This is a genomic window from Oleidesulfovibrio alaskensis DSM 16109, from assembly GCF_000482745.1.
Classification (GTDB): domain Bacteria; phylum Desulfobacterota; class Desulfovibrionia; order Desulfovibrionales; family Desulfovibrionaceae; genus Oleidesulfovibrio; species Oleidesulfovibrio alaskensis.
On record NZ_AXWQ01000004.1, the window covers coordinates 385,801 to 401,128 of the forward strand.

Sequence of the window (15,328 nt, forward strand, 5' to 3'; positions counted from 1 at the left end):
CCGAACGCCAGCAGTGTTCGGAAGAGACGATGCCGGCTCCGCAGAGCGGCGTATGGCGGGTAGTGCCTGTCAGCATGGAATGCATGCTACTGCGTCGGAACAGGAAAAGCAACTCCGCCCGCGGGCAGACCTCGCCGGATATCATGCGGCCCACAAACCGGACTGAAAAGGTATGCTTTGCGGACAGGCAAAAAAAAGCTATACCGGCGGCACACCAGACGGGGAGAATATCAGATGTCCGCAACAATGCATTACACATACACACTCACCGGCACAGAGGCCACCACAGGGTATTTTTCATGCGAGCCGCCGCGCGGTCTCAGCTTTGCCGGAGGACTGGCATGGCTGGAGGAACACCCCGCCGATGACTTCATGCACCTGTGGCTGCTCCGCAGGCTTGCCACCTTTGAGCAGAAAAAAATCCGCACCATGATCACCAGAGAATGTGCCGGACGCCCTGTACTGGAAGCGCTGCTGTACGAGCTCTGCCTGCTTACGCCCCGTTTCGCCGCCCTGCGCGAACGCTTTGCCCCCGGAGCCCCCGCGCGGCTTTCAGCCTGTACCCCGCTACCCTACATCAAATGGTCACTGCAGCCAGACAGCGGCCTGCATGCCCGGTGGACAGAACTTTTCCGGGCCAACATGCACGATCACCGCATGCTGCCGCACCCCGACGATGAAGAGCTGCCCCCGCTGTTTGATCTCGGGTCGGTCTCTGCACTGTGGCTGCCCCGCAACACAGTGCCGGTGGCCGATCTGCGGCAGCAGGTTGCAGACCGGCCGCGCGATACGGGCTGGCGGCGTCCGCCTGCGCACGAAACAGCCATGCTGGCGCTGGAACGCCTGGTCGAGCATGATGTGATCGGGGGCGTGGAAATGCGACACGTGGCTTCGCTGAGCCCCATCGCGCTGCTGCGCCAGTGGCGGCTGGACACCGGAATACAGGCGGGCCGCAACAATCACACACTATGCGGACTTGCCACCACATACGGAAGAGGGCTTTCACTGGCGGACGCCCGTGTTTCATACGCCATGGAAATGGTTGAACGGGCTTCTTCGTATGCTTCGGTGTCTGTTCAGGACGGTGTATTGCAGGTGACCGGCAGAGCCTGCCGTACACCTGTGACCGTGGCGCGCCTTTCCGAACTGCGGGCCCGCGGCATTGAAGCTGTCGACCCTGCCGATTTTCCGCTGGAAGCGCCCTATCAGGACGAGCCGCTGCACTGGATGGAAGGCCGCTCACCGGGGCCGGACGGCGAAGTGACTGTACTGGTGCCCGTACAGATGGTTTTTCTGTTCTGCAACCTTGATGAAGTGTCTTTATACACGGCTCCCGGTTCCACGGGGCTTGCCTCCGGCAATATACCGGAAGAAGCCAAAGTGGCAGCCCTGACGGAAATCATCGAACGTGATGCGGAAGCCACCATGCCGTACAGCTGGCAGCGGTGCTTCACGCTGACCACGGAAGACCCCGCCCTGAAAATGCTGCTGGACGATTACGCCGCCCGCGGTGTGCATCTGCAGTTTCAGGATATCACCACCGACTTCGGGGTGCCCTGCTACAAAGCATTCGTCACAGGCCGCGACGGCACTGTCACCCGCGCCACAGGCGCCGGGCTGGACGGCCGGCGGGCCATTGTGTCATGCCTTACCGAAACGCCGTATCCGTATCCGGACAGCCCGCCTTCGGCCCCCGCGCCTTCACATATTCCTGTGCGCAGGCTTGAAGAACTGCCCGATATGAGCATGGGTAACGTCCATGACAATCTGGCGCTGCTGGAAGCCATGTTCACCGCCAACGGCAGAACACCCGTTTATGTGGATATCACCCGCGATGATCTGGGCTTTCCCGTTGTCAGAGCGTTGGTGCCCGGCATGGAACTGACAGCGGACTTCACGCCGTTCACCCGTATCAATCCCCGGCTGTACCGGCGGTATCTCGACATGTTCCGCTGACCTGCAAAAACCGAGGCGCGCACTGCCGCGCACGGCACGGCAGCCCCTGTTTTCGGGCCGCCCGCCTGCCCCGCAGGCCGGCGGCCTGCATGTGTATATATTCCACCCTTAACCGGTTTCGGGCTTTTCATCCGCCGCAAAACCCAGTATTCAATCAATCATGCCTATTTTCGATCTCTTTTTCCTCGCACTGGGCGGCCTGCTGCTGTGGTTCGGCGCCGACAGACTGGTGGAAGGCGCCTCGGCGCTGGCCCGCCGCGTCGGCATCTCCGAACTGGTCATAGGCCTTACCATCGTGGCCCTCGGCACGTCTCTTCCGGAATTTCTCGTGTCTTTCACAGCCGCGGTCACCGGATATTCCTCCATCTCCGTGGCCAATGTGGTGGGGTCAAACATATTCAATCTCGGACTCATTCTGGGCGGCGTGGCCATGCTGCGTCCCGTCATGCCCGAGCGCGACATAATGCAGCGCGACGCCCCCATTCTGGTCTGCTGCACCACCTTCATACTGGTCTGCGCTTCCGTCACGGGGTCGCTGCCACGCTGGGCCGGTGCCGTGCTTACCCTGACGTTTGCGGGATACATCGCATGGCTCATCATCAAAAGCCGCATGGAATTCGCAGCAGTAAACGCTTCGCTGCAGACAGTGCTGAGCAGCCGGACGGGTTCGACTCTGAACAGTCCCGTGCTGCCCGGCGAACCGGACAGGACAGCAGCAGAACTGCCTCTCTGGCGGGCTCTTGGCGGAATAGCAGCCGGCCTCATTGCCCTTACACTGGGCAGCAGGCTGGTGGTCAACGGTGCAACCGCCATTGCCGCATGGCTGGGGGTAAGTGAATGGCTTATCGGGCTGACCATTGTGGCGGGCGGCACTTCGCTGCCCGAACTGGTCACCTGCGTCGTGGCATCGTTCAAGGGACGCAATGAAATGATGCTGGGCAACCTCATCGGCAGCGACCTGTTCAACTTTGCGGGAGTACTGGGTATAACGGCCCTGCTGCGACCACTCAGCGTTGATGCATCGGCACTTCCCAACCTTGCGCTCAGCGTCTTTACAGTGCTGCTTATTCTGCTGCTGCTCAGACTGCGCGGCAGGCTGGGCAAAGCGGAAGGCCTGCTGCTGCTCACATTCGGACTGGGACGCTGGGTGCTGGATGCATTCAGCACGCCCCCGCTGTAACCGGCGGTCCGCCACCGGCAACCGGACCGGCATCCCTCTGCGGGTGCCGGTCTTTCAATACTCAGTCAGTACTGTTCCGGTCTGTCAGATGCCTTCCTCGTTTTCCCACACAATGCCCTCTTCTTCCTCTTGCGCCACCTGCAGACCGCAAAGCCCCAGCGCCTCCGCCACACATGCCGCCTGCTGCCCGGGGGTGCGTTCCGGCTGCAGCATAAAGTCCAGCGCTTCAAAACACAGCGGCTCCACAGCATGCACTCTGGTTATAAAATCCTCGCGGGCCGCTTCCGGCATATGCCGGACCAGCTCAGGAATATCAGGCATCACATAAAAGACTCTTCCCTGCTTTTTCAGCAACCGGCGCGCATCGGCATCCTGCAGGCACAGCTCGCTCACGGCCACCGCTGCTCCCTGCGCAGCAGTAATATCATTCATCAGCAGGCCGGGGTCCTGTACGGTCAAAAACTGCATCCCCAGCCTGTCTGCCACTGCAGCGGCCACCCGGTCCACTCCTGTACCGTCCAGCCCGATGCAGAAAACGCAGTCAGAGGCGGCATTGAAAACAGGGCGGAACATGCCGCGGGCAAAAGCCTTCTGCGCTCCGGCATTTTCCACGGCGACTTTGTCGCAGACAAAACCGGACGTATCAAATTTTTCTTTACTCATTACATTCTCTCAAGATTTAGGATATATTTCCGATAAACCGGATATACAGTGTTTCACAACCAGCTAATCAGGGCTTTGCCGTCCGACCGTAAAGGAGCCTGTGCATGTTTGATAAAGTGACACTCTCGACAAAATTCTACTCCGGCAGCATCGGGGTTCTGGTGCTGGCCATTACACTGCTGTGCAGTGTGACCATGTGGCTTGTGAGTGACGGCATGACGCAGCTGGGCACAGCCACACTGCAGTCGACCACTGAAAATCTGGTTACCACCATAGAAATGCAGGACGCCATCACACAGGAAAAGGTAAGCTCCGACCTCAGTGTGCTTGAACGCGAAATGCAGGGCTACGGTTCGCTGATGCTGAGCGAGCTGCATGCGCATCAGACCCGTATGGTCAATCAGGTCACCAAGGAAGCCGCCACCGCAACCATACCCGCACTGGTGCTTACCTCAGACGAAGGTATGACCCCGTTGTATGAAAACTTTGAAATAGTGGACAGAGTGCAGAAGCTCATCGGCGGCACGGCCACTATTTTTCAGGTGCTGCCCGGCAAACTGCTGCGCATATCGACCAACGTGCTCAAACTGGACGGACAACGGGCCACCGGAACATACATACCGGAATCAAGTCCTGTATATAAAACAGTCATGCGCGGTGAAACCTACAGGGGCAAAGCCTTTGTCGTCAACGCATGGTATATCACTGCGTACAAGCCTCTGCGCGATCTGGGCGGCAATATAGTGGCTGTGGCCTATGTGGGCCGTAAAATAATGACTCCCGCCCTTACCGAAGCCCTCGCCAGCATCAGCGTGGGGGGCCTCGGTTTTGCCTTTGCCTACAACGACAAGGGCGAAATGATATACCACCCCGAGCATCAGGGCAAAACACTTTCAGACATCGGCGTGGAACAATACTTTGCCGGTGTGCAGAACGGACTGGTGACCTATATGCGCGACGGGGCGGAACAGATAGCCTATGTCAGACATTTTGAACCATGGGGCTGGCACATCGGCGTGCAGATGAGCCGCAAAGAAGCACTGCGCGGCATGGACACCATGGTGCTTACCGGCTCGCTGGGGGTGGCAGCTCTGGCACTGGTGGCCGGCTGTATCTCCACATGGCTGCTGCTGCGCAGTATCACCGGTTCGCTGAACAAGCTGGAAGGCTTTACCGCGGCAGTGGCAACGGGCGACTACAACGCCTCGGTGGACTACAAGGCCGACGATGCCATAGGCAAAACCATTGCAGCCGTCCGGCGCATGGTGGAAGTCATCAAGGAACGCCTCGGCTTTTCCAACGGTATCCTGCAAGGTATGGCCACACCCTGCATCGTTGTGGATACGCAGGAAAAAATATCCTACATCAACCAGCCGGCCCTCACGCTGCTGCATGCACAGGGTTCCGCAGACAGCTGGACCGGACAATCCATCGGCAAACTGTTCCACAACGACGCATCACGCCGCACCATTCTGGGCGATACAGTGCGCGACAGGCAGTCGCAGACCAACAAAGAACTGGTGCTGCAACGCAACGGAGAAGACATTTTCCTGCGGGTGGACACCGCGCCTCTGCATGACCTTGACGGTGCCCTGCTGGGAGCTTTCGGCCTGTACACCGACATGACCGAAAACCACCGCCAGAACAAAGCCATGCAGGATAAAAACGACATCATAGCGCAGGCTGCCGAACAGGCCGACGGTGTCTCGCAGAACGTATCAGCCACAGCTGCCGAGCTGTTCGGACTCATCGAAGAGGCCAATCAGGGGGCCGAGGTACAGAAAGAGCGCACCGGCGAAGCCGCCACAGCCATGGAGGAAATGAACGCCACAGTCATGGAAGTTGCGCGCAGTGCCGCAGAGGCCGCATCGGGCGCGGATGAAGCGCGTGCCAGAGCCGAAGAAGGCGCGCGCATCGTCAGAGATGTCATAAGCGCCAGCCGCAAGGTTTCGGATGAAGCGGAAAACCTGAGCAGCAACATGCAGCTGCTGGGCACACAGGTGGAAGGCATCAGTCAGATTATGAACATGATCAACGACATAGCCGACCAGACAAACCTGCTTGCCCTGAACGCCGCCATTGAAGCCGCACGGGCAGGCGATGCAGGACGCGGATTTGCCGTGGTAGCCGACGAAGTGCGTAAACTGGCAGAAAAAACCATGGACGCCACCAAACAGGTGACTGTGGCCATTACGGAAATTCAGGAAGGCGCCCGCCGCAACCTTGAAGCAACCCGCAAGGCCGTCAGCAGCATCGAGGAAAGTACCGACCTTGCCAACCAGTCGGGCGACGCACTGCAGCAGATTCTGAATCTTTCCGTGGAAACTGCCGATCAGGTACGCTCCATCGCCACCGCCGCAGAACAGCAGTCCGCGGCATCCGAAGAAATAAGCCATGCCACGGCAGAGGTGGACCGCATTTCAACGGAAACCCTGCAGGCAATGAACCGGTCGGCCGACGCAGTGAGCCAGCTGGCGGAAGAAGCACGCCGCCTTCAGCAGATTATTGAAATGATGACCAGCGAATAGACGGCGCGCGTAACACTGCGAGGTATCTGCAAAAGGCCGCTCCCCGCGGGGAGCGGCCTTTGTTATTTACAGGCACGGCGCAAAGAACGGCTGCGCAAGCCTGCCACGCGGGGTGCAGCGCTGGAATAGATACTTTTTCTGCACAATGCTCCCGCCAAAAGATACAGGCAGCGGGCGCCCGGCTGCACCGGCTTAGGACTGCGGCGGCTTAGGGCTGCGGCGGAGCGCGTTATGCACGGCGCAGAATGACGCGCGAAATTTCTGCCGGTGCGCCCAGCCGGAAAGGCGGCCCCCAGAAACCCGTGCCGCGGCTTACATAAAGCTGCATGGCACCATGACGGTACAATCCGGCCAGATACGGCTGCACCATGCTGACAACCGCCATAAAGGGAAACACCTGCCCGCCGTGGGTATGTCCGCACAGCATGGCGTTCCATCCTGCTTTTTCCGCCGCAAAGACGCTGGCGGGCTGATGGGCCAGCAACAGTTTAAAATCCGTGTCCTCACCATGCAGCATGGCCTTGCGGCTGTCGCTGGCGTACTGCCGCCCGAAACGGTGGGCGGCATAATCGCTCACACCGCCCAGCAGCAGCGTAGCCTCACCGCGGCGGATGCGCACACTGCGGTTTTCAAGCATATTCAGCCCCAGCGACTCCAGCACAGGCAGCCAGCGGCTTATTCCCGAATAATATTCATGATTTCCGGAAACACCGAATACACCGTCAGGCGCCTGCAGGCGGCGCAGAGGCTCTACCTGTTCCCGCAGATGCCGGGGCGAACCGTCCACAATATCGCCGGTGACGGCAATCAGGTCTGCACCGGCGGCATTGGCGCGCTCCACCACACCTTGCAGCCAGTCCACTCCCAGAAAGGCACCCACATGCAGGTCAGAAAGCTGCACAACGGTGTACCCGTCCAGCGCGGGGTGCAGCCCGTGCACGGGCATCTGTATGTCCCGCACGGCGGGAACACGCATGGCGCCGTACATGGCCGTACCGGAAAACACGCCCGCAAGCGCCATGACACCGGTACCCGAAGCCCCCTGAATAAACTGCCGCCGTGAAGCATCGTGCAGCGGACGCGGCCTGCGGCGGGGCAGCACACGCCGTGCATGCCACAGCAGAAGCAAAGAGTCGCGCGAAAGCAGCAGAACAAGCAACAGCGAAGCCACGCCGAACGCAACGGCCCCGCCGAAGGCGATTACGTCAATGGTCCGGCTTTCAACACCGGCATGACGCAGAAAACCTTCAGCGGGAATGCTGCCCCACGCATAGCACAGACAGCACCAGGCCACTGTGCGGGCCCAGAACCCCAGCCGCGACGGCCTGATAAGGCGCAGACCGGTATACAGGGCAAAAAAAGCCGACAGGCCTATAAAGACGGTGTACAGCACAGGCAGCTCCTTGCGGCGCTGTTTTCCCTGCCGTGCGCCGCTGTCAGGAAATCCAGCGCACGGGCAGTTCTTTGCGCATGGGAACGCGGTGGTATCCGTAACGGGCATAGCCGAGCATCTGCGCACCGCAGATGCGCTGCCCGTCATTCAGCCCCAGCCTGACGCGCAGGGCTTCCGATTCGCGCACGGCATGAATGAAATACCCTGCCCAGCAGGCACCCACACCGTGGGCATGGGCCGCAAGCTCAAGATACGTCAAAGCGATGGAAGCATCCACATCGGACCAGCCTGTGGCGGTATCGGTGTAGGCAACAGCCAGATGCGGGGCACCGCGCAGAATGCAGTCCTGTCCCTTGCGCCATGCGGCAATAAGACCGGCCACGCCGTACTGTTTTGCCACATCGGGCTGTTCACGCCGCAATTCCGTCATCCAGTCGATGACCAGCGACGCCATGTGCTGGGTGGCGTTGGGGTCTTCCACCATCAGCCAGCGCACCGGCTGTCTGTGACTGGCAGAAGGCGCCCAGTCGGCAGTACGCACGATGCGTTCCAGCGTATCATGCGGCACGGGCCGCTGCCGGAAGCAACGTATGGATCTGCGGCTGCGCAGAAACTGTTCCGCCTGAACGCCGGATATACGCAGACCTCTGTCCAGCGGAACAAACTGCCCGTCAGGCATGGGGGCCAGTCGCACCGCCCCGAATTTGCACACGGAAACACAGTGACCGCACTGCAGACACACGTCTTCTCCGCCGGTACGCATTTTGGGCGCACCGGTTTCCTTGTCTGCAATAAGCACCAGCACGGGACACTCTTCCATGCATCCCCCGCAACGCCTGCAGGCGTCGCCGTCAACTTCAAAAAAACTCATGGATCTGTTCCTTGGCAAAAAAACACAGCGCACCTGCGCTGTCCGGATAATAATATTATACTGTTACGTTTTCTGCCGTCCAGCCTGCAGCACCGCTCCGCTCAAGTCGGCGGCGATGCCGCCGGCCCCTCGTGGCCGGCAGAAGCGTACATGTCTGTTCGCACAATCGGCCCGCTTTGTCATCCGCTGTTTTGTACTGCCGCGCTTTGTCAAGCGCGACACTTTACGATATGAAGCGGACACACCTTACGCAGGAGACAAAATGCCGCAGCAGCACGCCACCCCCGCGCCCGCCATTCCCGTTACACCGCCTGCCGGAAACCGCAGCAGACACGCCGTTTATTTACTTTTTCGCTTACTGGCCGTCTGCACTCTTCTGTATCTTGCCGGTACCTGCCTGCAGGGCTGCGCCCCCCGCACCCCGCAGGGGCAGGAGTCGGGCCTGCCGTCCAGCGACGTGCCCAGAGCAGACCCCGGCTATGTGCAGTGGCTTTCGCGCCAGTCCATGCTGAGTGAATCGCAGCGACTTGCGGATATTGTATCAGGCTCTGCACTGCAATGGCGCAAAGGAGGACTGCGCCCCGCCCCCGCCGCGCTACTGCGCGAGGCTGACACATGGCTCACCGTACGACCGGAATCAGTACTGGGCAAAAGCAGCGAGCCGCTTTTCGGCGTGCTGGCAGACAGGAGAGTGTGGCAGGCGCTGCAAAAGCTGGGCATCCGGGGCATGCTGCCCGCTCCGGTACATGTGACGGGCGGCCTGTGGGGATACGACCTTACAGCAGTCCGCGGAGACGACATCATACAGTACGGCTTTGCCGATGCCTGCGGCACACAGGAACATTTTCTGCACCTGCTCCGCATGGCCAATGCCCACGGAGCGGTGCTGGGCACCATGCTCACCCCCGCGGCCACCGGCATGGGGCCGGACTTTTTCCTCGCGGCACGGGGCAAGCCGGGCTACGCGGGAATCTACTGCATGATAGACCTGCCGCGTGACAGCTGGAAACTGCTGCCTGCCGTACAGTCGGAATGGCAGGGTACCTTTCCCGACGAAGCGGCGGTTACTGCCCTGCGCGGCAAAGGGCTGCTGCCGCCACCGCTTGCAGCCGCGCGCACAGGCAACCCGCTGCGCTGGGCGGTAACAGGCGAAGTGCGCGGCATAGACGGCGAATTACGCAGGTGGGCATATCTTGCTCATGAAGTGCCCACCCGTCCGGTGCTCAACTGGACCGATCCTTCCGCCGCGGCGCGGCGCATCATGTCCGGCTCGGTGATACGGCAGACAGGAGAACTGGGAACCGCTTTGGCGGGGCTGACCCTGCAGCCGTTCAGCGGGGCCGTCATAGACGAAAACGACCAGCGCGGCCCTGCCGCACCGCTGCTGGATGCCGCCCGCACCCTTGCCGCCGAAAACAGACGCTACGGCGGATGGTCGCTGCTGACAGATACCATGCAGCTGCCGCTGCTGACAGCGCTGCTGGACAGCGGCCCCGACATGGCCGTTGACATGTACACCCCGCCCATGGCCGCACACGCGCTGCTGACCGGCAATGCGCAGGCACTGCGTCTGTCGCTGGACATGCTGCGCACGGCGGGCATCGACCACCGCAGGCTCATGCATCCGGTCATGTGGGGACACGGCATTGACTACACGCTGGCGCATCTGGCTCCGCCCCCTTACGGGCCTGAACCTGTCGTGCAATGGCAGGGCAGCCGCATCAGAGCTTCGGCAGTGCAGCGGCACATCATGGACCAGCTGAGGGCCGCAGTGGACGAGCCGGTACTGCACCGCGCAACGGCCGGACGCGTTTACTGCACCACCCCTGCAGGCATCGCCGCGCAGTCGCTGGGACTCAAGGACCAGCGCACGGGACTGCGCGCCATAACACCGGAGATAATCCGCGGGACCCTGCTGCTGGCCTCATGGAACGCGCTGCTGCCGGGGGGCTTCATGCTCGACGGCCGCGATCTGGCCGGTGCCATGCCCCTGCCTGCCGCCAGTCTGCCGGAAGAAGATGTCGAACAGCATCCTGAACTGCTTGGCCGCGGAGCATATGCACTGGGGTCGGGCTATGATTCCGTCATGATTTCACGGCAGGGACTGCCCGCAGCCAGAACTCTGCACGACAGCCTGCCCGCCCAGATGCTGCACGACGGTTCATACGGCAGCGCCATGGCCGCGGTGCTGTCCGCCAGAAGGCGGCTGGGCGTTCCGCTGGCGGAACTTGTCGATACCCCCGCGGTTTCGGGCAGCGGCACCGCGGCCACAGTCCTTGCACTGCCGCCGGACAACGTCCGCGCCGCACCGCGCTGGCTGCTGGTGTGTGCCAACTTCAGCCGCAAGCCGCAGCACGAACGCTTTACCCTGCGCCTGCCGCCCGCCGTGATAGAAACAGCAAAAGACATACTGCCCGCAGACGGTGCGTTTGCGCCAGCAGCCGCCCCGACGCAGGAACCGCAGCGGACTCCCCCCGGCCTGCAGAACGGCCGGCTGAGCATCCGGCTGCAACCGTGGGAAATACGCGCCCTGTTGCTGGAAGCTGCGCCCGCCCCCGCGCGCTGAGCCGAAAATGCAGCGCGCACAACAACACCGGCACGGCGTAACCGGCCATGCTCCGGCAGTCCCCGCCTGCCTTCTTTACGGTCAAAAAAACGACACCGGAGACAAAAACAGACCGCGGATACCTTGCCGGACACTGTCGGCAAGCTTTTTGCTACTACCGCGTCATGAACAGCGCACTTTTTTCCGCTCCCAACATGCAGGCTCTGGCCGCCACCTGCCGCCCCGCAGCGCAGTGGCTTTCGCACATGTCACCGGATATCTCTCCGCTGCTGGCAGCCATGGGCAAAAACAGCCATGGCATGACAGACCTGCAGTTGCCGGACGGGCGCTATCTTTTTGACGCCGCCCCTCCCGCTGTCTGCTACGGTAAATGGATTCCGGATTCCGCACACCGCAAAGACAGCGGTCCGGCAGCAGACCGGCATAATCTGGCACGCAGCGCCACTGTGGTGATAGGCTGCAACGTGGGCTACGGGCTGGTGCATCTTATCGACAACACACCGGATACACATAAGATACTGTTACTCGAACCGGATGCCGCCATGCTGGCTCTGTGCCTGTCGCAGTCCGACTTCAGCCCTTTTATCCGCTCCGGCAAGCTTACCGTGCTTCCGCCCGACCGCACCGTGGTACACGACATCATCCGCAGGCTGGATGTACAGTACCTCTTCGGCAGTATTCACCTGCGTGCCGACCTGCCCAGCCAGCAGATATCGCCGCTGTATGCCGAATGGGCGAACATAGTGCACGGCATGATGGACAGTTTCGGGCTGGAGATGCTGACACTGCGCAAGGTGCAGGACACCATGGTGTCCAACGAGCTTGCAAACTTCCGCACGGCACTGCGCAACGGCAGTCTCAATCCGCTTGAAAACATGCTCAGGGGACTGCCCGCGCTTATCGTCGGCGCCGGACCTTCGCTGGAAAGCAACGGACCGGTCATCGCCCCGCACACCGCCGACGCAGTCATCGCCACATCGCTGCAGGCGCTGCCCGCCTGCCGCAAAGCAGGTATAAAACCCCACTTCTGCCTTGCCATCGACTGGGGTGAAGTAATGACCGCAGTGTACAACCGGCTGGATAATGAATGGGCGGCCGATATCCCGCTCATCTATTCCACCAAAACGCGCCATGAAGTTGTCGCCCGCTACCCCGGACCCGCACTGCCGCTCTGGACTGTGGGCGGTCTGGCCACCTTTATCGGAGGCAGCGGTGATCTGGTGCTGGAGGCAGGCAGTAACGTCAACGTGGCCATTGTGCGTCTGCTCTACTGGGCAGGAGTACGCAGATTCACGCTGCTGGGGCAGGATCTGGGGTGGAAAGGCGACCGCAGCCACGCCAGCGGACACCACGCCACCATGCTCAGATCGCATCAGGCAGCCAGAGACATCGACGGCAACCCCATACGCACCGACAACAAATTTCTGGCCGCAGCCCGCGAACTGGAGCAGGATTTCCGCATTCACACGGACATCGAAGCCTACAACATATATGGCGGCGGACTTCCCATACACGGAGCGGCCAACATAACGGCACAGGATGCGCTGGACAACAACCTGCTGCAGGCCCGCGGGGCAAGTCTTGACAAACTGCGTCTGGCATTGCAGCAGGCCATGATTCCCTGCAACCAGCCGGCATGGGAACCTCGCGAAGAACAATGGCGTTCAAGCCTGCGGCACGTCCAGCGCCGGCTGGAAAAACTGCTGCGCAAAGCCGCCCGCAACCACGATGACATCACAGCCACCCTGCGGCAGGTACACGCATTTCTGCGGCAGGACCCGCTTTATCTGCCGTATCTGTACAACGAAATCATGGACATAGCCGGAATGGGGCTGGGCAGACTGCGGTACGGTCCCGCCGACCTTAAAGCCTTCAAGGATATCGTGCGCAGAGTGCTGCACAAAGTCCGGCATATGGACAGCGTGCTGTGCACTCCGGCCCATGACAGCTGCGTTCCGGTGTCCGCCGCCTCGTCCGCATCGGGCGGTTCTGTCCGTCCGCAAGCGCAGACACTCTGACCGCCAGCGACACAGCCAGGCCGCCGCTGCCGTAAACGCGACGGTACCGGACGGCCTGTGTCCGGCCGCGTCAAACAGCACCTGCCGCAAAAGCCCGCACCGGACCGCAGTCAGGGGGGATTGCCCGCAGGCTGTGACGCACACGCATTGCCATCTGCCGCGATCCGGCGCTATCATTCATTTTTCAATCAATCTTTGCGTGCCGTGCGCGCTCTGCCGCCGCACGGCGCCCGCACAGGAGCTGCATATGAGCGTAATGGCAGAACTGGCCATGTTTCCCATGAATCCAGCCACAGGCGGCAGCCTGAGCCCCTATGTGGCAAGGGTTCTCAATATTGTCCGCGCCAGCGGCCTCGGCCACAGTCTGGGCCCCATGGGCACAGTCATCGAAGGCGAATGGGATGAAGTGATGCAGTGCATCACAGCATGCTTCCGTGAGCTGGAAAAGGACTGCGACAGAGTCTACATGACTCTGAAGGTGGACTGGAAACGCGGAACACGCCCCCGCATGGAACAGAAAACACAATCCGTGCTGCAGAAACTGTAGCCGCGCATCAAAAAAGGCCTTCCACGGGGAAGGCCTTTTTTACGGTATCAGCAGGGTCCGGCATCCGGACTGCGGCGAACTGTTTCAACCACTTTCATGGAACGCCATTTGCCGCCCCTGTAGCGCAGCAGCGCCGAAAGACTGAGCGCCACGGCGTAACAGGTAAGCACCACCCACAATGCGATGAGACCGGCGTCGAACCACAGCCGCATGATGACAATGACCGCCACCATGCATGCACAGCCCACCACCATGGCCCACATGACAAAATAGGTGTCTCCCGCCCCTTTGACAGCGCCGAAAAACACCAGCGACAACGCGTCGAACAGACAGTAGAACGCCACAAAACGCATCAGCACCACACCGGCTTCGCGAATGGGAACATACTCCTGCACACTGACATCCTGCGGCCGGAACATATCAAGCAGCACACCCGGAAAAATGATGAACATCACACCGATGCACAGCATCCACGCCAGCGCCAGATGCAAAGTATTCATGGCGGCGGTACCTGCCGCATCGGGTTTGCCCGCGCCGATGGCCTGCCCCACCATGGTGCTGACTGCTATGTTCAGCCCCAGCATGGGCAGAAAGGCCAGCGAATCAATGGAAAACACGATATTGGTTGCCGCCAGTTCCACTCTGCCCAGACGTCCGATGACAAAAACAAAAAACGTAATGGCAAAAATCTCAAAAAAATAGTTCACACCGCTGGGCAGGCCGTAACGCATCATGCGCAAAAAAAGCGCCCGTTCAAAACGCCAGTTGCGCAGAACGCCGAACATGGCATCGTGACGGCGGGTAAACGTGGCAAGCGCCAGAAAGAAAAATGTCAGCGCCCAGCCGGCCACCGTGGCAATGCCCGCCCCGGCTATGCCCAGTTCGGGCAGCCCCCACGCACCGTAAATCAGCGCGTAATCAAGCGGGATGTTGATGATCATGGCCGCGATGTTGGCCACCATTACAGGACGGGTAAGCCCCCGACCGGAAAAAAAGCAGCTCAGCGCGCTGGAAAGCAGCATGAACACCGCTCCCACAGTCAGTACGCGGAAATAGATCACCTCCAGCCTGACCACCGGCGCAGGGTGTCCGGCAAAGGAAAACATAAACGGCGCGACAAACCACAGCAGAGCCAGCAGCACTCCGCCCATGAGACTGAAATGAATGGCCTGCCACAAGGCGGCACCCACACGGGCAGGCGCAGCCGACCCGCAGTACTGCGCTATGAAAACGTTGGCATATCCGGCAACGCCTGTAAAAAACAGCAGAAACAGCAGGTTGACAATGGCAGCAGGCAATGCAGCCGCAATGGCGTCCACGGAATAATGGCTCAGAAAAAGCCGGTCGGTGAACTGCATCACAGTGGACGAGGCCATGCTGATAACAAGGGGCAACCCCACGCCGAGCACATCGCGATAGCCGTTGGGCATGCCCCAACGTGCACGCAGGGAAGAAAAGAACATCAGGATACTCCGGAACAGAATTAGATGACTAGTATACGGAAAGGAACTTGAATGTGTAATCACACTCACAGGGCAAGTCAATCACTCGCAACCGCAAAACCGCACCGGCTCAGGCTTCACTTATGGCGTGTTTCAGCCTATAA

10 protein-coding genes are annotated in these 15,328 nt (G+C 60.6%); 6 read left to right on the forward strand and 4 right to left on the reverse strand.

Going from position 1 to position 15,328, the window contains the following annotated elements:
* Positions 1-234 precede the first annotated feature (234 nt).
* Positions 235-1,956, forward strand: a complete 1,722-nt coding sequence (locus H586_RS0102030; RefSeq protein WP_027181240.1) for a YcaO-like family protein — start codon at positions 235-237, stop codon at positions 1,954-1,956.
* Positions 1,957-2,116: 160 nt separating this feature from the next.
* Positions 2,117-3,136 carry a calcium/sodium antiporter gene (locus H586_RS0102035; protein ID WP_034618414.1) on the forward strand — a complete coding sequence of 340 codons (1,020 nt, stop codon included), beginning with the start codon at positions 2,117-2,119 and terminating at the stop codon, positions 3,134-3,136.
* An 84-nt stretch (positions 3,137-3,220) separates the two neighbouring features.
* Here the strand turns inward: H586_RS0102035 and H586_RS0102040 are convergent, their stop codons facing one another.
* Complete coding sequence (locus tag H586_RS0102040; protein WP_027181242.1) at positions 3,221-3,799, reverse strand: hypothetical protein; 579 nt, start codon at positions 3,797-3,799, stop codon at positions 3,221-3,223.
* Between the two features lie 104 nt (positions 3,800-3,903).
* Here H586_RS0102040 and H586_RS0102045 point away from each other — a divergent pair, with 104 nt between their 5' ends.
* Positions 3,904-6,327, forward strand: coding sequence for a methyl-accepting chemotaxis protein (locus tag H586_RS0102045; RefSeq protein WP_027181243.1), 2,424 nt, complete (start codon positions 3,904-3,906; stop codon positions 6,325-6,327).
* Positions 6,328-6,556: 229 nt separating this feature from the next.
* Here the strand turns inward: H586_RS0102045 and H586_RS0102050 are convergent, their stop codons facing one another.
* Positions 6,557-7,720: a metallophosphoesterase gene (locus H586_RS0102050; RefSeq protein ID WP_162147936.1), complete on the reverse strand. Its 1,164-nt coding sequence runs from the start codon at positions 7,718-7,720 to the stop codon at positions 6,557-6,559.
* A gap of 43 nt (positions 7,721-7,763) precedes the next feature.
* Positions 7,764-8,591 (reverse strand): nitroreductase family protein, encoded by an 828-nt coding sequence (locus tag H586_RS0102055; protein ID WP_027181245.1) that lies wholly within the window; start codon positions 8,589-8,591, stop codon positions 7,764-7,766.
* A gap of 262 nt (positions 8,592-8,853) precedes the next feature.
* On the opposite strand from H586_RS0102055, the gene H586_RS17800 reads away from it, so the two are divergent.
* The 3 genes from H586_RS17800 to H586_RS0102070 all read left to right on the forward strand — a co-directional run bounded on the left by H586_RS17800 (position 8,854) and on the right by H586_RS0102070 (position 13,722).
* A complete protein-coding gene (locus H586_RS17800) occupies positions 8,854-11,157 on the forward strand; it encodes a hypothetical protein (RefSeq protein ID WP_051363813.1) in 2,304 nt (767 codons plus the stop codon).
* Positions 11,158-11,321: 164 nt separating this feature from the next.
* Positions 11,322-13,175, forward strand: a complete 1,854-nt coding sequence (locus H586_RS17805) for a motility associated factor glycosyltransferase family protein (protein ID WP_162147937.1) — start codon at positions 11,322-11,324, stop codon at positions 13,173-13,175.
* A 247-nt stretch (positions 13,176-13,422) separates the two neighbouring features.
* Positions 13,423-13,722, forward strand: coding sequence for an MTH1187 family thiamine-binding protein (locus tag H586_RS0102070; RefSeq protein WP_011368283.1), 300 nt, complete (start codon positions 13,423-13,425; stop codon positions 13,720-13,722).
* Positions 13,723-13,769: 47 nt separating this feature from the next.
* On the opposite strand, the gene H586_RS0102075 is transcribed toward H586_RS0102070, so the two are convergent.
* Positions 13,770-15,185, reverse strand: a complete 1,416-nt coding sequence (locus tag H586_RS0102075; protein ID WP_011368284.1) for an MATE family efflux transporter — start codon at positions 15,183-15,185, stop codon at positions 13,770-13,772.
* Positions 15,186-15,328: the final 143 nt, after the last annotated feature.